Annotated in this window: 14 protein-coding genes; 13 read left to right on the top strand and 1 reads right to left on the bottom strand. The window is 45.4% G+C overall.

The genetic code is table 11. From position 1 onward, the window contains the following. Nucleotides 1-237 precede the first annotated feature (237 nt). Entirely contained in the window at nucleotides 238-435 is a 198-nt protein-coding gene (locus NST58_RS21865; RefSeq protein ID WP_076101453.1) for a hypothetical protein, read from the top strand. 85 nt (nucleotides 436-520) lie between these two features. On the opposite strand, the gene NST58_RS21860 is transcribed toward NST58_RS21865, so the two are convergent. After that, the gene (locus NST58_RS21860) at nucleotides 521-1,432 is read right to left on the bottom strand and encodes a LysR family transcriptional regulator (protein ID WP_076101451.1); all 912 of its coding nucleotides are present in this window, start codon (nucleotides 1,430-1,432) and stop codon (nucleotides 521-523) included. Between the two features lie 655 nt (nucleotides 1,433-2,087). On the opposite strand from NST58_RS21860, the gene leuC reads away from it, so the two are divergent. The 12 genes from leuC (at nucleotide 2,088) to NST58_RS21800 (ending at nucleotide 20,077) form a co-directional block, all read left to right on the top strand. Next, nucleotides 2,088-3,512 (top strand): 3-isopropylmalate dehydratase large subunit, encoded by a 1,425-nt coding sequence (gene leuC / locus NST58_RS21855; protein WP_339244204.1) that lies wholly within the window; start codon nucleotides 2,088-2,090, stop codon nucleotides 3,510-3,512. Between the two features lie 29 nt (nucleotides 3,513-3,541). Continuing rightward, nucleotides 3,542-4,144, top strand: coding sequence for a 3-isopropylmalate dehydratase small subunit (leuD, locus tag NST58_RS21850; RefSeq protein ID WP_076127570.1), 603 nt, complete (start codon nucleotides 3,542-3,544; stop codon nucleotides 4,142-4,144). A gap of 186 nt (nucleotides 4,145-4,330) precedes the next feature. Then, a complete protein-coding gene (locus NST58_RS21845) occupies nucleotides 4,331-5,923 on the top strand; it encodes an N-acetylmuramoyl-L-alanine amidase family protein (protein ID WP_339244201.1) in 1,593 nt (530 codons plus the stop codon). Nucleotides 5,924-6,073: 150 nt separating this feature from the next. Next, a complete protein-coding gene (locus NST58_RS21840; RefSeq protein WP_076276719.1) occupies nucleotides 6,074-7,516 on the top strand; it encodes an N-acetylmuramoyl-L-alanine amidase family protein in 1,443 nt (480 codons plus the stop codon). 116 nt (nucleotides 7,517-7,632) lie between these two features. Next, a complete protein-coding gene (locus NST58_RS21835) occupies nucleotides 7,633-8,292 on the top strand; it encodes a GerMN domain-containing protein (RefSeq protein WP_076276720.1) in 660 nt (219 codons plus the stop codon). 86 nt (nucleotides 8,293-8,378) lie between these two features. Continuing rightward, nucleotides 8,379-11,111, top strand: a complete 2,733-nt coding sequence (locus NST58_RS21830) for an S-layer homology domain-containing protein (RefSeq protein WP_339244199.1) — start codon at nucleotides 8,379-8,381, stop codon at nucleotides 11,109-11,111. A gap of 313 nt (nucleotides 11,112-11,424) precedes the next feature. Continuing rightward, nucleotides 11,425-12,105 (top strand): endonuclease III, encoded by a 681-nt coding sequence (gene nth / locus NST58_RS21825; protein ID WP_036676333.1) that lies wholly within the window; start codon nucleotides 11,425-11,427, stop codon nucleotides 12,103-12,105. A 32-nt stretch (nucleotides 12,106-12,137) separates the two neighbouring features. After that, the gene (locus NST58_RS21820; RefSeq protein ID WP_036676334.1) at nucleotides 12,138-12,404 is read left to right on the top strand and encodes a hypothetical protein; all 267 of its coding nucleotides are present in this window, start codon (nucleotides 12,138-12,140) and stop codon (nucleotides 12,402-12,404) included. Nucleotides 12,405-12,748: 344 nt separating this feature from the next. Then, a complete protein-coding gene (locus NST58_RS21815; RefSeq protein ID WP_256721854.1) occupies nucleotides 12,749-16,435 on the top strand; it encodes a dynamin family protein in 3,687 nt (1,228 codons plus the stop codon). Between the two features lie 149 nt (nucleotides 16,436-16,584). Beyond that, complete coding sequence (purT, locus tag NST58_RS21810; protein WP_076218863.1) at nucleotides 16,585-17,775, top strand: formate-dependent phosphoribosylglycinamide formyltransferase; 1,191 nt, start codon at nucleotides 16,585-16,587, stop codon at nucleotides 17,773-17,775. Next, nucleotides 17,765-18,229, top strand: a complete 465-nt coding sequence (locus NST58_RS21805) for a GNAT family N-acetyltransferase (protein WP_232061416.1) — start codon at nucleotides 17,765-17,767, stop codon at nucleotides 18,227-18,229. The genes purT and NST58_RS21805 overlap by 11 nt, the downstream gene beginning before the upstream one ends. A gap of 195 nt (nucleotides 18,230-18,424) precedes the next feature. Beyond that, the gene (locus tag NST58_RS21800; RefSeq protein WP_076218862.1) at nucleotides 18,425-20,077 is read left to right on the top strand and encodes a response regulator; all 1,653 of its coding nucleotides are present in this window, start codon (nucleotides 18,425-18,427) and stop codon (nucleotides 20,075-20,077) included. Nucleotides 20,078-20,079 lie beyond the last annotated feature (2 nt).

Below are 20,079 nucleotides of genomic sequence, written 5' to 3'. Positions count from 1 at the left end.
AAACCGCGGTAAATTCTTTCAGCCTGTCGGAATCTACTCTCTAGGCGCGGTTAGACTCATTCTTACTGGTCCCGTCTGCACGTTTCACTTATTTTCAATAGAATACCATGGAGCTGGTTGCATTGCAAAGGGAAAACGTAGGATATATTTCTTCATGCAGAAAGCTCTATATATTATGTTTAACCTCAAAGAGAAGGGGTAAAGAACTTATAATCTGTTACCAGGAGGTGGATTAAATTGACTAAAGACAACAATGCCGAGCAGGGACAGAATCAAGATTCAAACGAAGTAGCAGAGCTTCAGAATAGTGTGACTCGTGAATTTGTGGAAGAGCACACCGGGGCTCCAGTTGATAAGGGATTGGCTGATTCAAGTAAAGCACGTGTGTCGGATGATCAGAACCGCCTGATTACACAGCGTAATTTGCGTAAATAATCTAGTACTGTTAAAAGAGGTTTACCTGAAAAAGTGCCCCGGCAACCACGCGAATGGTTACTGGGGCACTTTATTTGTATATATTCTATTCTTCCGTTAATTCAGACACGGTTGATTTGAATGTTTCTACAAAAGCCTTTGCGGCCTTGGATAAATATCGTCCGCGTCGATATGCTACAACTAGCGTACGACTAGGCACTGGATCAGCGAGCGGTAAGTAGACTGGAACAAATTCACTTCGCGGTGCACGAGCGATAAAACGAGGAACAAGAGTCACGCCCATACCTGTTGCCACTAGGGATTGAACGGTTTCCATATTATTGCTCTCGAAAACGATTCGTGGCTCGAATCCGGCTTTCCGGCACAGCTCCACAGTCATTTTGCGGAAGCCCTGACCTTCCTTAAGTACGATGAAAGGTTCGTCCTTAAGCTCTTCAAGTGAGGTCCGTGTTCCATCTAAGATTCGTTTAGCGAGCGGATGTTCAGGAGGGACGGCAAGATCAATTCTTTCCTCTCCAAGCTCTTCATAAGCTAGAGCAGGAATTTCGAGGGGTAAGGAGAGCAGGCTTAAATCGGTCTGACCACTTGCCGTGAGCTTCTCTAGGTTCATCGACGAGTCTTCTAGCAGCGTAATTTCTACCTCAGGATAATTTTGTTTGAAAACTGGAAGCACATGCGGCAGAAGATGTGCACCTGTAATCGGCATACTGCCCACAACTACACGTCCAGTGCGCAGTTCTGATATGTCGGACATCTCTTGTCGCAGCAGCTCCACTGCGTCAATGATAATCTGGGCTTGTTCAACGAATTTAGAACCTGCGTAGGTCAGCTCAACTGAGCTGGTATTACGCTGAAAAAGCATTACGCCGAGCTCTTTTTCCAGTTTGGAAAGCTGCTGGCTGAGCGAGGGCTGGGCAATATGCAGCTTGTCCGCTGCACGTGAAAAGTTTTTTTCGGCTGCGATTTGCAGCACATACTGCAGTTGTCTCAGTTCCATATATGGACTCCTTAGGGAAATGATTTACTTATAAGTATATCCTATTGGATTATAGTTTTGTATAGGTAACCCGAAAGAGCATTCACTTCATCACTCCCCAGGATTTGCTGAGCCTGATTTCAAGAGAGTAACCCTTCCACACTGACCGAAGTATCCGATATCCTCTCACGGTATATTTTTAACGCCGGATCTTGAGGGTAGCTATGAAAGATAACTGCATTCTGTACAGCTATTTCGTATGCAAAAGGGATCATTTTGGTTTTAAGTGTATTCTATACAACTAAAAACTAGTGTTGTCAGCTAAAGGGCGATAATTCAAGAAAATAGCTGCACAAAATACAGTTATATTCATTAACGAATGATTCACAGGAATATAGATGTACAAAATACAACTAAATGCTCCTACACATCGCGCTTGCACATCGCTCCTACACATCGCGCTTGCGCAACGCTCCAACACATCCTGCTTGCACAACGCTCCTACACATCGCTCTAATATACCTCCAACACACCCTAACTCAGCTTATAGGTTCAGACTATCACTTTTATAGATATCATATCTTGGAATTATAAAGACAGGGGTGTTATATTTAGATCATTCAAGAGAGACTCCACGCTCTCTTCCAATGAACGATTCTATTAATGAGGTGAAATTATGAGCAACAAGACAATGTTTGAAAAGATTTGGGAGAATCACGTTATTCATCAAGAGGAAGGTAAACCTAGCATTATTTATATTGATCTGCATTTGGTTCATGAAGTTACTTCTCCGCAGGCATTTGAAGGTCTTCGTCTCAGCAACCGGAAGGTTCGCCGTCCTGAGCTGACTTTCGCAACGATGGATCATAACGTACCAACTAAAGATCGTTTTAACATTAAAGATCCAATCTCCAAACAACAAATTGATACCCTTTCTAAGAACTGTGCTGATTTTGGTGTAAGACTGTTCGATCTGAACGATATTGATCAAGGCGTTGTACACGTAATGGGTCCTGAAATCGGCTTGACACATCCTGGAAAAACTATCGTTTGCGGCGACAGCCATACCTCCACGCATGGTGCATTCGGCGCGCTGGCATTCGGTATCGGAACTAGTGAAGTTGAACATGTAATGGCTACCCAATGTTTGCAGCAATCCAAAGCTAAGACTATGGAAGTACGCTTTACAGGCAAACGCAACCCTGGCGTAACAGCAAAGGATATGATCCTTGGTGTTATTGCTAAGTACGGTACTGATTTTGCCACAGGATATGTAATTGAGTATACAGGCGAAGCTATTCGTGAATTGTCGATGGAAGAACGTATGACTGTCTGCAATATGTCGATCGAAGGCGGAGCAAGAGCTGGCTTGATTGCCCCTGATGAAACTACTTTTAATTATCTGCGTGGACGTCAATACGTACCACAAGGCGAAGCTTATGATGCTGCTGTAGAAGGATGGAAGAGTCTTGTAAGCGACGAGGGCGCCCAGTACGATACGGTTGTTGAATTTGATGTGGAAACATTGATTCCACAAGTGACCTGGGGTACTAGCCCGGGTATGGGTACTGACATCAACTCCAGCGTACCGAATCCGGCGGACTTCACCACTGAAAATGAACGTAAAGCTGCTGAAAAAGCGCTTGAATATATGGATTTGACTCCTGGAACACCTATTTCTGAAATTCCGATCGATTATGTATTTATCGGTTCCTGCACTAACGGGCGGATCGAAGATTTGAGAGCTGCAGCAGTGGTAGCTAAAGGTCATAAGGTGTCTGAAAAGGTTACTGCCATTGTTGTTCCAGGCTCGGGTCGTGTTAAGATGCAGGCTGAGAAAGAAGGACTTGATAAAGTCTTTACTGACGCTGGCTTTGAATGGCGTGAAGCGGGATGCAGCATGTGCTTGGCCATGAACCCGGATGTTCTGCAGCCTGGACAACGCTGTGCATCTACCTCGAACCGTAACTTTGAAGGACGCCAAGGACGCGGAGGACGTACACATCTTGTATCTCCAGCTATGGCAGCCGCAGCTGCGATCAAAGGTCGTTTCACTGATGTACGTGATTGGAATTATAAGACGGAAGCCGTCAGCTCATAGAACTAGAGAGAACACGGGAGGATAAAACTATGGATGCTTTTAAAAAATTAACAGGAATTGTTGCACCAGTTGACCGGGTAAATGTAGATACGGATGCGATTATTCCAAAACAGTTTTTGAAACGGATTGAACGGACGGGATTTGGACAGTTTTTGTTCTATGAATGGCGTTTTGATGAAGAAGGTAACGATAATCCAGCCTTCGAAATGAATAAACCACGTTATCAAGGGGCTTCTGTTCTGATCTCACGCGCTAACTTTGGCTGTGGATCCTCTCGGGAGCATGCACCATGGGCGATTATGGATTACGGGTTCAGAGTTGTAATTGCACCTTCTTATGCGGATATCTTCTACAATAACTGCTTTAAGAACGGCATTCTGCCGATTAAGCTTTCGGAAGAGCAAGTGGATGAATTGTTCAAACGGACAGCTGAGCATGAGGACTACAAGCTGACAGTTGATCTTGAGAACAATGCTTTACAAGATGAATTCGGACTGAGCATCAGCTTTGATCTGGATGAGCACCGTCGTCAATTCCTGCTGCAAGGCTTGGATGATATCGGTTTGACCCTTCAACATGCGGATGAAATTGCTGCTTATGAAGAGCGTCATGCTGCAAAGCTATTCTCTTAAAAAGAGGATATAACTGGTCTGATTCTTAAACTTTACAAAAAATACGCAAAACTTCTATTTCCGGGTGTCGGAAATAGAAGTTTTTTTGCTATAATCGATATATTCATTGGTCATTAAGGAAACATTTGGTGATTTCTGTCGTCTAAATACTTATCTAGGATCTATTACTTGCAGAAGGAGCGGAAAATGAGAATGAGAAGAGCTGGGCTTCGTGTATTGCTGCTTTTGTTACTGCCTTTATTATTTTTAACATCCACCGGACAAGAAGCTGCCGCAGCTGGTAGCAGCACAGGCAGAATTATTATGGACAATCAGGAACTTGCTTTGCCAAAAGGAATTAAACTCGAAAATGTAAATGGTAGCGTTATGATTCCGGTCAGAGTGGTAGTAGAGAATCTTGGATTCGAGGTGTTATGGGAGCAGCAGACCCGGAAAGTAACCGTTCACCAGGATGGTAAAAGCATTGAGCTGGCGGTAGGACGGAAAACAGCTGATGCAGATGGGGTGACATTTGATTTAAATGCAGCTCCTAAGCAGAGTGGCGGCACAGTACTCGTTCCAATTCGTTTCGTAAGCGAGCAGTTCGGCTTAAAGGTGGGCTGGGATAATGTTGATAAAACCGTCTATTTGACAGGTGGACAAGTTAGCAATCCTGCAATGACACCTGAGGGGAATACTACCAATCCAACAGCAACTAATACACCTGCTCCAACTCCAAGTGCTCCGCCGGGAAGTGACAACGGGACAACTGCTGGCAGTGTAGTAACTTCACCCAGCCCGACACCAGTTCCACAAACAACTACGGTACCGGGAAGCACAGCAGGAATTCCAACAGGCCCTCTAGTAAACGGGGCAGTATTCACTGAGAACCGACTTATTATCGCTGTGTCGGGGGCTACTAAGCCAAACGTTACAAAAATGAGCAATCCTGATCGAATCGTCGTAGATTTTCCGGGTGCTGCGTTCGATCCGAATTTCATTGGAAGTCTTACGGGTGTTACCACCACTGGCGGTCCACAAGGTAAGCTGGACGTTGCCGGCTACCCGCTCGTTTCTGAGATCCGTTATGCACTGTTCAGTGTGAGTCCGTCCACTGTCAGATTCGTAATTCAAACGGTTGGAAATCAACCGTACCAGCTTAGTACGGATGAAAGCACCGGGCTGGTTACGATTGATTTGAATGTAACTAACAGCGGAGGCAACACCACAGGGGCTAATGGAACGTTAGGTAAGCCAATTGTAGTTCTAGATGCGGGTCATGGTGGAACTCAATCAGGAGCTGTCAGTCTCACAGGAAAGCTGGAAAAAGTCTTCAATCTGGCCGTCATCCGCAAAGTACAAACGCTGTTAACGCAGGAAACATTAGTTGACGTGGTGTTTACTCGAACTGACGATGCTACATTGGGGCTTCAGGATCGCGTGAAAATTGCGGAGGCTGCTAAAGCGAATCTCTTTATTTCAGTGCACGCGAATTCGCTAGAGGTTGGATATCCAAATAGAGATAAAATAAATGGCAGTGAAACCTATTATTCTCGCAGTGATAGTCTGCCGCTTGCTCAGATTATGCATAAGCATTTATTAGCCGCTACTGGTTTTAAAGACAACGGGATTCGTACGAAAAGCCTTCATGTTACACGGGAAACCACAATGCCAGCAGTCTTGCTAGAGGTAGGATATCTTACAAATTCAGGGAATGAATCGGCGATGTATAGTGAGCAGCTTCAAGAGAAATTAGCGAGAGAAATTGTTGCCGGAATTAAGGAATATCTGGGGCTTTAACACTTGAGGTTGGTGAGATTTCTCAATTTTTATGGAATATATTCGCAACCTTTATAGATTACCAGCGTCTAATAGAGGTCTGAGGTTGACGGAGACAGGGGCACCACGATCGCCATTCACAGGCGAATACTAGATTCTTAGAGGTGAAGAATGAAGAAATTCAGTTTGATGTTGTTTTTGTTGCTCTTTGTGTTGGTTTTGCCTGAGCATGGACATGCTGCTGCCGCGAATAGCAAGATTTATCTAGACGGCAAAGAGATTACTGCAGGGCAAAAAGTACCGGTTGAAAATGTGAATGATACTATCATGGTACCGTTGAGATTGATCTCCGAGAGTCTTGGTTATACCGTGGGCTGGGATCAAAAAAGCAAAACGGTGACGATTGAACAGCAAGGTAAGGTCATCAAACTTATTGTTAATCAAAAGACGGCTTCGGTTGATGACAAAACAGTACAGCTTAGCACTGCGCCTGTCCTGCGGAGTGATACGACACTTGTGCCTATACGGTTCATAAGTGAACAGTTCGGTCTCACCGTCACTTGGGATAATGCGAAGAAGATCGTATACCTCATTACCCCAGGATCCTCAAATGAAAACGGAAGTTCAAATGGAAACTCTGGAAATGGTGGATCTGAGGTTGTTGTTCCACCGGTAGATCCTACTAAGAATTTAACCATGATAAATGGTTTGAGCTTTAGTGAGAATCGTTTGAGCATTGCGATGGAAGGTAATTCCGCGCCAAAAGTAAGTGTAATGACAGGGCCGGATCGGTTAGTGATTGATTTTCCTAATGCCACTTTCTCAGATCTTTTTGGGACGGGACAAGTTCTTGATCCTGATCTGAATGGTAAACTGGAAGTGAAGGATTATCCTGATGTATCAGGCGTCCGGTATTCGCTTTATAGCTCCAATCCTTATACTGTACGTTTTGTAATTGATTTGAATTATCCTAAGAATTATAACATCAGCGTATCTGGGACGGATTCTAAGTTGGTTATCATTGACCTGAATGCAGAAAGTACGGATGATACTTCAACACAGCCAGGTAATGATGGCAAGAAGCTAGTAGTACTGGATGCAGGGCACGGAGCTAAAGATTCTGGTGCAGTAGGAGTAACAGGAAAATACGAAAAGAATTTTAATTTAGCTATAGTACTTAAGACAGCAGCATTGCTGAAAAAAGAAAGTAATATCGACGTCGTACTGACACGCAGTGACGATACATTCTTGGAGCTCAAGGATAGAGCGGCTATGGCTAATAATCTAAAAGCAGATCTATTCATTTCTGTACATGCCAACAGTTCCGCATCTTCTGCGGCAAGCGGGACAGAAACGTATTATCAGCGGGAAGCCAGTAAGGCCTTAGCAAAAGTAATGCATAAGTATCTTGTTGAGGCTACAGGGCTAAGTGATCGCGGTGTACGATACGGGAATTTCCATGTCATTCGTGAAACGAAAATGCCTGCTGTTCTACTTGAAGTAGGATACCTTAGCAATAAGAAGGATGAGACATTGCTCTTTACGGAAGCATTACAAAACAAAGTTGCTGCTTCAATAGTGAGTGGAATAAAGGAATATTTGGGTATAAAATAACAGACCAGTGGCAGACGAGCGCCGCAAAGTCAGCTTTCTGCTTTTATCTATAAAAAGGCAAGAAGTGGTTTTGCGGTACCTGTCTGCCCGTATTCATCTAGAGGAGGCGTTTATTAATGTTTAAACAAAAATGGACTATGGTTGGGGTTGCTGCGCTGCTTCTACTAGTGATTGCTGGCTGTGGAGATAAGCCTACTGCAGCTCCTGCTAATGGAGTGGAGCAAGATACTACAAACGTTGTAAGTGGTGCGGGAGAAAGTACCCCAGCTCCGTCTGATGATCAGGAAACCGAAGTGGCTAGCACTCCGCAACCGACAGCAGATAATACTAATGCAGAAACTCAACCGTCTTCGAAGCCGGTAGAAAATGAGACACAAAAGCAAAGCCAGAGTATTGAAGTTTATTACACAGATTCGCAAATTATGGACTTAGTGCCTGCTAAGACAACGATTAACTACTCTGATGATGTGGAGAAATATACAGAGACGTTCAAAGCACTGCAAAGTAGTGAGAATACAGATCTTGTACCTTTATGGGGCAAAATTGAACTGAAATCATTGAAGTTTGTAGAGGGTCAAATCGTAATGGATATCCATAAACCAGATGAAGCTCAACTTGGTGCGGGCGGAGAATCCTTTGCCATTACTTCACTTGCCAAAACTTATTTTCAATTTGCGGAAGTAAAAAGTATCGAAGTTTTAGTTGATGGTGAAAAGGTAGAAAGTCTAATGGGCCATGTAGACCTGCTGCATCCTATGACTAGAGATAATTTCTAATTGGTTATTTAACAAAGGAATTAGGCATCTAGCTGACGAATTTTAAACATACTATTTATTTGAGTCATAGAGAGGGGAATAATCTATTGTCCGCGCAAAAAAGGTCAAAACGTCCATTGAAGGCTTATTCTAATAAAGCAGTGTCGGCTGTTATGGCTGGTGTTATGGTTTTTGGTGGTGCAAGTGCAGTGTTTGCTGACACAGCTGCCAATACACCGACATCAACCACTACACAATCTGTAGGGATTTTTAGCGATGTGAAGACAGGCTTCTGGGCTGAAAAACATATTTACAAACTCGCTTCACAAGGGATCGTGGTTGGAAATAATGGATTGTTCCGTCCGGGAGATTCTGTAACTCAGCAGGAAGCGGTGCTTATGGCCCTGCGGTTTATGAAGCAGCAGGATAAAGTGGATGCTTCTTCAACGGTTGCATTGCCTACCGATTTTAAGGTTACGAATTATTATAAGGATTATGTTGTGTTGGCTTTTCAACAAGGATTACTTGATAAAGCGACCGAAATGGCTCCAGATAATCTAAAGACTTCTTGGGGAGAACGTAAAGCATCCCGAGAATGGATTGCGGAGCTGTTAATCCGCTCCCTTGGAAAAAACGCAGATGCAGCAGGGGCCGCTAGTGAGCCGACTGGCTTTGCAGATGATGCCAAAGTGTCTGCAAACAAACGTGGTTACATCAACATTGCCGTTGATTTAGGCCTAGCCAACGGACTTGATGGCAATCGTTTTGATCCGCAAGGAGCTGTAACTCGTGCGCAATTGGCGACTTTTTTCAGTCGTGCCGCAGCTCACAATACGGTTGAATACGACAACACGTTATCGGGAACGATCAGTCAATTAGCAGATGGGAAACTATCCGTCTATAACAACGGAAAGACTTCTACATATACCTTGGGAGCAAGCACCGCTTATTTCACAAGTGCTTCTGAAAGCAGAATCAATCTAAGTGATGTCCAACCCTACACTAAAGTTACCGTAATTGGAGCGACTTATAACGTGGCTTATGTTGAAGTGACTGACCCTACACAACAAGTAGAGAATCTTTCAGGAAACTTTGCCATGGTAGCTCCAGGTAATAAGCTTTGGTTAAAGTCACCAACAGGGTTTACTGAATATTACTACGACGAGACTACTTCCTTTGTGGATGTAAATGGAGCTAGAATTGAACCTGCTTCGCTGGTAGCAGATAGCGTAGTTTCATTGCAACGTGAAACGTACAGTGGTTCGCACAAAGTAGTGAGGGTTCAAGTGACTTCAGGGGTTGTTAACAAAACAACAACAGGCACCATTCAAAGTGTAGATCTTACGGGCAAAAGAATTACTTTCAAAAATACCGCGGGTATAGTAGAGACTTTTAAATGGGAAGATGGGACTTCTTTATTCAGCTCTCAAACATCAGTGTTACAACCTGCTGATCTGAAGACAGGGAATGCTGTCAAATATACGATTCAAGATAATGTGATCCGCACTGTAGAAGTAACAGAAGGTGTTGAACGGACAGTTGAGGGGGTACTTACCGAGCTGACTAGCTCCACAGTTGTTTACAAAAAAGCGGACGGAAATCGTGAGGTTAAACTGCTTGGTACTAAACCGACAATTGTTATTCCGAACATGAGTGGGCCTGTACCTGATGATCTAATTGCTGATACAGTAGGCGGTGACAAGATTCAGCTAACCTTAAACAGCAGCGATCAAGTGACCAAAATTGAAGTGTTAAGCCGTCAAATTGATCAGTATAGCGGAGCAGCTGTTATAGATTATAATTCTAAAACACAATTGTTGACGGTTATGGATACTAGCAATAAGGCTCATATAGTACAGTTGGATGAAAAAACTAAGTTATCCTACGATGGTGTACTTCCTAACTTAACTAGTATTGGTGCAAGACTCACCGAGAACCGTAAAGTGAACATTAAAGCAATCGGACAACGAGCATTGTCTCTAGAAGTTGTTACAAAGTATGAAGGAATGGTTACGGCTGTCAATGTAGCTGCTAGAACTATAGTTCTGAAGCTTAATGACGGACAGAGTGTGACGCTTCCAACTCCACAGCTCATTGATATTTTTGGTAAAACGAACGCAACCGTAACAGATATTCCAGTTGGAAGTTATGTGACAGCTTCTTTAACAGCTAATCAGGATTTAATCGTAGTTTTGAAAGTAAAGACCGTTCTTCAGGTTGAAGCGGCAACTGTAAATTCTGGAACTAACCGATTGAGCATCAAATGGAATGGTGGAACCAGCGAGATCAATACTTATGCTATCCCGATGACCAATGAAGCTGGTGAAAGCATTAAACTAACAGCTTTAAAAGCGGGTGATTATCTTAACGTGACCTTCGATGGAAGCACACCACTGGCTATTCAAGCAGTGAAGCTTACAACAGGCCAGATAAGTTCTGTAGATGCCGCTGGGAATACCTTGGTTGTGAAAGATTATTCTGGAGCAGCACAGACCTTAGCGGTGAGCGGAGGGGTAAAAATCATTCGTGATGGCTCGACAACGACGGCTCTTAGCAGCTTGACTACAGGTGACCGAGTAGAGATTCGTAAGGATACGGATGGAGTAATTATCGTTCGTGTAATGTCTCAGCTTAGTAGAACCTTCTCACGCTATGAAAGTGCAACTAACTTATTGTCGACTAAGAGAGCTAATCTAAATGATAAATATCAATTCTTTGTTCCTACTAATGTATATATTCATCAGGGAGATTCGACTTTATCCGTGCAATCTTTGAAAGAAAATGATAATATTATAATGTATTTCAATAATGATATTTTGGTTGAAATTGTGAAACAATAGTTGCAATGGTGGATTTCTGAGTGAATCACCGTCTTGACACAGGGGGCTTTACCTGCGTCAAGACGTTTTTTTTGAAATATAAGAAAGTATAAGTATTGCTCCTATACTGTATGTCTTATATTTCTCGCTTAAACGCTTACTGTTCTTATTAGGACACTCAAGGCGTTAATACTTGAAATATAATGCCAGTATCGTATGTGTTGAAATGTATGAATCCATACGTTATAATACATACTTTGCTTATATTTCTAACATTTGAGGTGAGACGCTCGATAGAATTTTCTGAGCGTTTTTGCTCCGTGGAGGGGACACTATGAAAGCTGCAGACGTCCGCCACATTTTGGATACGATTGGAGATTTGTTTCCGGATGCGCATTGCGAGCTGAATCACAGTAATGCTTTTGAATTAACAATAGCGGTGCTGCTGTCAGCCCAATGCACGGATGCAACGGTGAACAAAGTGACCGAGGACCTGTTCCAAAAGTACAAAGCCCCCATCGATTATATTTCTGTGCCGCTGGAGGAATTGGAGGGGGATATCCGGCGCATCGGCTTATATCGTAACAAAGCTAAGCATATCCAAAGCCTGTGCTCTATACTCATAGAACAGTATGGCGGAGAAGTGCCTGAGGCACATGACTTGCTTGTAACGTTGCCAGGAGTAGGTCGTAAAACTGCTAACGTAGTAGTATCCAACGCATTTGGAGTTCCTGCCATTGCTGTGGACACTCATGTGGAGCGGGTTGCTAAACGACTTGCATTGGCAGGCTGGAAAGATTCTGTGCTGGAAGTGGAGAAAAAGCTGATGAAGGCTGTGCCACGTGATGAATGGACCCTCACGCATCACCGGCTAATCTTTTTCGGACGATATCACTGTAAGGCTCAGAATCCAAAATGTCAGGTTTGTCCGCTCCTTGATGTATGTCGAGAGGGCAAAAAACGTATGAAAACGGCTGTCGTCAGGAAAGCTAAAGATCATACGCCAAAAAGTTAAAAGTTAGAGTTGAAGAAGAGGATGGGATAGAGATGAAATGCATTTCTGTATACACAGATAATTTTGAGGTATTCTCGGATATTTTTGACCGCGTAGTGGAAAGCCCGCTGGAAGAAAATGAAGAGCAAGAAGTAGAGGGCATTACGATCAGTCATTCCGGTGATGTGCCTGAGCACTATCTGGAGCGTATGTCTGTAAAACCAGAGGTTGTCGTAATGAGAGACAAATCTCGTGGATTGACTATTCTGCAGCACGGAAAAGTTTTTGAAATTCTGTTGCCTGTTTTGGAAACTGCATAATTGAGAAGTGACCTGAAATGGAGTCGGCCCTTGGGGCTGGCTCCTTTTTTTATTGAATATCCTTATATTTCTACGAGAAACGACGGTTGGCTTTACAGGACGACAACCTCGCTTCTTTTTTGGTATCATTTCGTAGGAGATGATAGGTTATTTTGTAAGTAGTGTGTATTTAATTTGTGTCAAACTGGTGATAAACTGTAATTATTATTTATAAAAAATGTTCCGCGCTAAAGTTCAGAAATTGCACCTATATAAGTTTTGCATAAAAAAGAGCTTAAATCAGTATTCATGAATGGATTAAGATCAGTGCATGATTAGAAGGTAACTGTGGAGGTGGAATGTCTGTGGGAGCGGAACAGGTTAGAATTCAGAGAGAAACATTAAGTGAAACAGCATCGCAGCTTTCCCGGCTGAAAGATTTAATGCGCCACTGGGGCGATGAGAGTGCTGAACGAATATATGAAGATTTACAAAATAAAGAGGGTGGGAATGAACTGACCCTTGCTTTTTGTGGGCATTTCTCGGCAGGGAAATCCAGCATGATTAATCTTTTATGTGGCAGCTCAGTGTTGCCTTCCGGACCTGTGCCGACTAGTGCCAATATTGTTTCTATTCGTAGCGGGGCTCCACGAGTGCTTATCTATCCAAGGGTGGAGGGAAGTGAAAATGAATCTACCCCTGTAGAGACAACACCAGAAAGATTACAGGAATATTGTCGAAATGGCGGAGAATATTCCGCGATTGAAGTCTGGAATGAGATTCCTCTTCTAGGGAAGCATGGTGTTCTATTGGATACGCCTGGCGTAGATTCGACGGATGATGGCCACCAGGCTGCCACTCGTTCCGCGCTGCATTTAGCTGATGTCGTCTTTTATGTTATGGATTATAACCATGTACAGTCAGAGAATAATTTGGCTTTTGCCAAAAATCTTAGTGACTGGGGCAAACCGCTCTATCTTATTGTTAATCAGATAGACAAGCATAGAGAACAAGAAATTTCCATTGAAGAATATAAACGCCAGCTTGAAAATGCTTTCGAGCAGTGGGGGATTCATTGTGCGGGGATTCTGTTTACCTCACTCAAAATGAAAGAGCACCCGCTGAATCATTGGGATAATCTGCTGAACCTTATAACAGAGCTGTTGGAGCACAGGGAACAATTGCTTCAATATAGCTTGTCACGTTCCATTCATCATACAGCAGATTCTTCGCTAACCGCGTTCCGTGAAGACCAGCAGGAGGAACGGGAAACTTTTTTAGCTGAGCTAGAGGGTGCAGAGGTTACAGTTGTGATGGAAGAGCTGAAATCGCTGGAAGAAGAGAAGGCACTGCTTGAGGAGCTGCCTCAGCAATCACGAGCTAGCCTGCGAAGTGATCTTGATGCCTTACTCAATAATGCTAACTTAATGCCTGCGGATGTTAGAGAGGCGGCAGGGAGCTATGTGGAGAGTGTCAGCCCAGGCTTCCGCTTAGGTTTGTTCTCTACAGCCGGACGGCGGGAGAAGGAACAAGGCAAACGACTGGATGCCTGGCAAGGATTACTGGTCCGAGAGGTTTCCGCTCAGCTGGAATGGCATCTGATTCAGCTGGTACGTCAATGGGCGGAGAATCTCGGACTGTGGGCAGAGGAGGCAGAGACGACTCTGAAGCAAGGGTTCCCGGCGGTGAGCCAAGAATGGCTGGCGGCTGCAGTTAAGCCGGGAACGGGGAATAGCGGCGAGGCGCTGCTCAATTTCTGCCGCACACTTGCGGCAGATCTGAAGAGCCAATTCCGCCGCGCTGCGCTGTTAGTTGGCGATGAGCTGCTGGCGAAGCTGCCATCGCTTATCGAGGAGCAGCGCGCGGAACTCCAGCGCCGCGAACAGGCCCTTACCCGGCAGGCGAGCGCTGCCCGCGCGCTAGCCGCCCTGGACCGCGCGGCTGACGCCCGCGCGCACGAGCTAGCGGCGCTGCTGCCGCCGCGCCGGACCCTCACCCCCGGCATCCTGCCGGAGGTGAGGGTCACCCCGCTTGCGGCTGCGCAGAGCGCCGCACCGCGGGCGACCCAGCCGCGAGAACGCGCCGCGGCTGGAAGTGCCGCCGCCGCAAGCTGGGCGGCGGGAACGGCTTCGCCGGCGGGCGGACGCCGCCGGCTCTCGGCAGCCGCTGACGCGCTGGCGGCTGCGGCAGAGCTGCTGCGCCGCGAGCCAGCGATGGCATCGGCTGCGCGCAGTCTGGCCGCACGGGCGGAGGATCTCGCCGGCGGCCGCTTTACCCTTGCGCTGTTCGGTGCGTTCAGCGCAGGCAAATCTTCCTTCGCCAACGCTTTGCTCGGCGAAGAAGTGCTGCCCGTGTCGCCACACCCTGCCACGGCCGCAGTTAACCGCATATTGGCGCCGGAAGGAGACTTCCGCCATGCCAGCGCGGTTGTAACGATGAAGAGCATGGCGGATTTCTGGGATGACATCTGCCATTCCTTCAGCGTGCTGCAGCTTGGAGAGCCGCAACAGGATACGTGGACAGCAGTACTTGCGAGCCTGCCAACACGGGGAATTCACCCCTCTGCGCTGCCGCATGCAGGATTTCTAAGAGCCGCAGCATCCGGTTGGGCTGAAGCTGAGCCGCTATTAGGAACGGTGCGGACGGTTGATTTGGATGAATATCGAAACCTAGTTGCGGAAGAGACCCGGGCTTGCTTCGTGCAAGGGATTGACCTGTATTATGCCTGTCCTTTGACGGAGAGCGGGATTGTGCTCGTAGATACACCAGGAGCAGATTCACTGCATGCACGCCACACTGGCGTAACCTTTAGTTACATGAAAAATGCGGATGCGATCTGTTTTGTGACCTATTATAACCACGCCTTTTCGAAGGCGGATCGCGGCCTCTTGGCCCAGCTGGGCCGCATTAAAGACAGCTTTGCTCTCGATAAAATGTTCTTTATTATCAATGCTTCTGATCTCGCTTCAAGCGAAGAAGAACTAGATGAGGTTAAAGCACATGTCGTTCAAAATCTGCGTGCCGGAGGTTTGCGGTCTCCGAGAATCTATGCTTTGTCCAGCTTGCTTGCTCTAGAAGCTAAAACTCAACATAATCACGATCTTTATGAAACCTCCCGCTTCAATGAATTTGAGCAAGCATTATCCAGCTTTGCTGGTGATGAGCTTCCTCAGCTTTCACTTAACGCAGCTGCTGAGAGCATCGCATCGGTTCGGCGCCGGGCTGAGGAATGGCAGAATCTGGCTTCCAAGGCGGCGAGCGAGCGTGAAGCCGGGTTAAAAGAACTGCAGGAACGGCGGCAGTTCGCCATGAAGCGGTTATCTCTTTTGGAGACTGAGGAACGTCCTAGCAGAGATCTTATTCATGAAAGTGAAGAACTGATCTATCATGTGTGCCAGCGGATTAGCTTCTCCTTCAACAGAAATTTTCAGGAATCTTTTCATCCCTCCTTACTGCGTGAGGATGCAGGGAATTTAAAAGCCATTTTCTCTGCCTGTGGTGCCGAACTAATGCGTACTACTCAGCGCGAGCTTGAGCAAGAGCTATGGGCAACAACGCTGCGGCTAGAGAGCACGGGACGCAGGCTTGTACATGAAGCTGCTGAAGCGGCAGCTACAGAGCTACTCTTTTCCACGGAGGAATTTCATCTTATGGAGAATGAGGAGCAGGCTTGGCCATCTCCTAAGGATCTGGAATGCCAGCTTCAGCCTGTGCAGTGGTCCGCTTTATGGGGCCATTTCAAATCCCCGCGTTATTTCTTTGAGGGAACTGGGCGGGAATTAGTCAAAGGTGCGGCAGAGCCGCTTTTGAAAGAAGCGGTTAATCTTGCAGCGGCAGTGCAGAAGGAAAAATTAATTGCTCATTACGTCGAGAATATCAGCAGAGAATTAAAATCTGCTGCCGAAAGCCTGCAAGAAGGGCTTGCGGAGCAAGAGAAAGCGATGTTAGATCTCCTTAAAGGGGGTGAGACTGCAGATCATTGGGGCCAAATAAGCCACCAATTATCACGTCTAGAACAAACTTTCGTTGATAAAGTCGACAAAGTTCTGTGAAGTTTGTAGGAAAATGTCGAAGAACACTTGCAATCTGGCGTATGATGGATGAAAATAAAGAAGCCTGAAAATATACAATGAAACTGTTACGTTTTCTGAAATTCATAAAAACGAGACAGTCAATTTGCCGAAAGAGGTTGGAATCGACAATGTGGGGAGCTCCTTTTTCAGCTCAAAGCCGCAAGCTGTTGCTGCTGGGCAGCGGGGAACTGGGTAAGGAAGTCATAATTGAAGCTCAACGCCTTGGCGTAGAGACCGTAGCTGTAGACCGTTATACCGATGCACCGGCGATGGGTGTAGCTCATCGTTCACATGTAATTGATATGCTGGATGCAGAGGCGCTGAAAGCGCTGATTCGCTCTGAGAAACCGGATGTCATTGTTCCGGAGATTGAGGCAATTGCCACTCATGCTCTTCAAGAGCTTGAAGAAGAAGGCTTTTTCGTTGTTCCGACGGCGCGGGCGGCTCGGCTGACCATGGACAGAGAAGGGATTCGTCGTCTTGCGGCTGAAGACCTTGGACTGCCAACCGCTGATTACCGTTTTGCGGATAGTCTGGAAGAGCTGCAACAAGCTATAGCCGAGTTAGGCACTCCTTGTGTCATTAAGCCGATTATGAGTTCTTCTGGCAAGGGTCAGAGCGTATGCAAAAGCCCTGAAGATGCAGAAAACTGCTGGAACACTGCTTTGGATGGAGCGAGAGCTAAAGGAACACGGGTTATTGTGGAGGCTTTTGTTACTTTTGAGAGCGAGATTACTCTTTTGACGGTGCGATCTGTGTCTGGTACGGTATTTTGTCCACCTATTGGACATATTCAGAAGGATGGAGATTACGTGGAATCCTGGCAGCCTCACTTTATGAAGCCAGAGCTGCTTGAAGAAGCGCAATCTATTGCAAAAGCAGTAACGGATCAGCTCGGAGGTTTCGGTATTTTTGGAGTGGAACTTTTTTTGACAGATCGAGGCGTATTGTTCAGTGAAGTGTCACCTAGACCCCATGATACGGGGATGGTAACGATGGCGACGCAGGATTTATCTCAATTTGCAGTGCATGTCAGAGCTATTCTTGGTTTTCCTGTCCAGTCAGTACAATTGCTGACACCTGGTGCCTCAGCTACGCTGAAGGCTGATGGAGAAGGACGAGCCTTTGCTGTGACCGGAATTGGTGAAGCTTTGGAACTGCCTAGGACTCAGGTTCGCGTATTTGGTAAACCGGAAGTTCGTCCTGGTCGGCGGATGGCAGTAGCGTTAAGTGCGGCGGAAGATGTGGAAATCGCGCGGACGATAGCCAAGCAGGCGGCGTCTATGCTAAAAGTGGAGGTATATGAGGATGAACAGTAGTACCATGGCACCTGTACTGGAAATTCGCAAATGCGGCTTGAATGATCTGGAGAGAGTTACAGCGCTTCTGCGGGAATTCGGCTATCCAACAACGCTAAGCGTGATGAAAGAGAGACTGGAAAGCATGGAGAACAGCAATCTCCAATGCACACTTGTAGCAGAGCTGAACAATGAAGTTGTGGGTATGATCGGCCTTAGACAGGTAAGCTCGTATTACAAACAGACAGATTGTATCACTGAGATTACTGCACTTATCGTATCAGAAGAACTCAGAGGAAACGGACTCGGTAAAAGACTTGTGGCCGCAGCAGAAGAATGGGCACGTGAGCAAGGTTGCTGCCAGCTTTTCCTTAGAAGTGGCAACCGCGTAGAACGCGCACCGGCACATGCTTTTTATCGTCATATCGGTTTCGAAAAGACAGCAGGCTATCGCTTTAACAAAGCGTTGCTATAATACTTATAGGTTACCGATCATCCCCATCCCAGCTACGGCGGGATGGTTTTTTTTTGCTCTGGAACTCTTTTTTTTATATGTATTTAATATATTAATACCTAAAACTATTTAAATAACTTAACCATAGATGGATTGGTTTGAATCATATACAATAAAATTTATGACATCTAAAACGTTTCCAAAGAGGGATGAGACATGTATAAGCTAGTTCTTGCTGAAGATGAAGAAGACGTTAGGGAAGGCGTTATCGGGCAGATTGACTGGGAGCGTTACGGATTTGAGATTGTCGAGCAGGCGGAGAATGGACGGGAAGCTGCGGATGCCATAGACCGTTTGCTGCCGGATGTGGTAGTTACCGATATCCAAATGCCTTTTATGAATGGACTTCAGCTGGCTGAATGGATTCGTAGTCATCATCCTAACACTAAGATTATCATTTTGACTGGGTATGATGAATTTGAATATGCTCAGAAGGCGATAAAATTGCAAATTGATGAGTATATTTTGAAACCGTTCTCTTCACAGGAATTAATTGAAGTATTGCTTAAGGTTAGAGCCACTATCGAGGCTGAAATTGCAGAAAAAGAAAATGTATTTGTACTCAGTGAGCATTACCGGAAAAGTCTGCCTGTGTTAAGGGAGCAATTTTTATCGTCCCTTATTTCGCGTAGATTGCGTACGGATGAAATTGCTGAGAAAAGCACTGAATATGGCATAAAATTAACGGGACGGTGGTTTCAGGCTTCGGTAATTAGTGTGGATTATATTCGTCCTGAGCGGGAATCTGCTGGGGGTGCAACAGGCGGGCAAATTTCTTTACGAGACACTGGTGAAAAGAATTTACAGCTATTCGCTGTGCTGAATATTGCTGAAGAAATATGCTCGAAGCATGGTTTTGGAAGGGTGTTTATTCATCGTGATGAGGTCGTATTGCTCACAATCCATGAAGAAGGGGAAGAAACTGATATCACTGGAAAGACTTTTGAGCTTCTTGAAGAAATCCGCCAGAACGTACAGCGTTTTCTGAAGCTGACGGTAACGGCAGGCTCCGGAACGGTCTGTTCATCGCCTGCTTTGTTATTTAATTCTTTTGGGGATGCCTTGCAGGCATTAGATTATCGGCTTATTCTCGGCAATAACCGGGTGATCTGGATTGAGGACGTTGAGTCACGTTCCAGCACACTGCTAACCTATGATGAACTAACCCAGCAATCCTTAATCCGGACGATTAAACTAGGTACGGTGCAAGAACTCAAAGAGGTTGTTGAGGAGTTATTTGCCGGTCTTGACGCAGAGCAGGTGTCTACACAGGATTATCAGATTTTTTTGCTGGAGATTTTTACATCTATCCTGCGAGTGGCTAAAGAATCCGGCAGTGAAGCTGCAAAGTATATTGGTTCTGGCATTTCGTCGCTAACTGCCATCAATAAATTTAATAGTATGGCCGAAGCCAAGCAATGGATTATTGCAGTCTGTAGCGGTTTAATGGATACGATTGCATTAGAACGTCAATCCTCCTATAAGCTGCTTATTGATGAAGCTAAAGAATATATACGCAGCCACTATGTTAAATCTGATATTTCCATCGGCAAGGTTTGTCAGCATTTACATATAAGTACCGGCTATTTTAGCAGTATTTTTAAGAAGGAAATGAAAATGACGTTCGTTAGTTATCTTTTGCAAATTAGGTTAGAGGCAGCCAAGGAACTTTTGCGGTCCACGGAGCTGAGGGCTTTTGAAATCGCAGAAAAAATAGGTTTTGCCGATCCTAACTATTTCAGCTTTTGTTTCCGCAAAAAATATGGCCAATCTCCTAAAGAGTATAAAAACAGCTCCAGAGGAGGGTAAAG

It is taken from the genome of Paenibacillus sp. FSL R10-2796 (assembly GCF_037965315.1).
Lineage (GTDB): Bacteria > Bacillota > Bacilli > Paenibacillales > Paenibacillaceae > Paenibacillus_AQ > Paenibacillus_AQ odorifer.
This window is presented reverse-complemented; position numbering and strand designations above follow the sequence as displayed.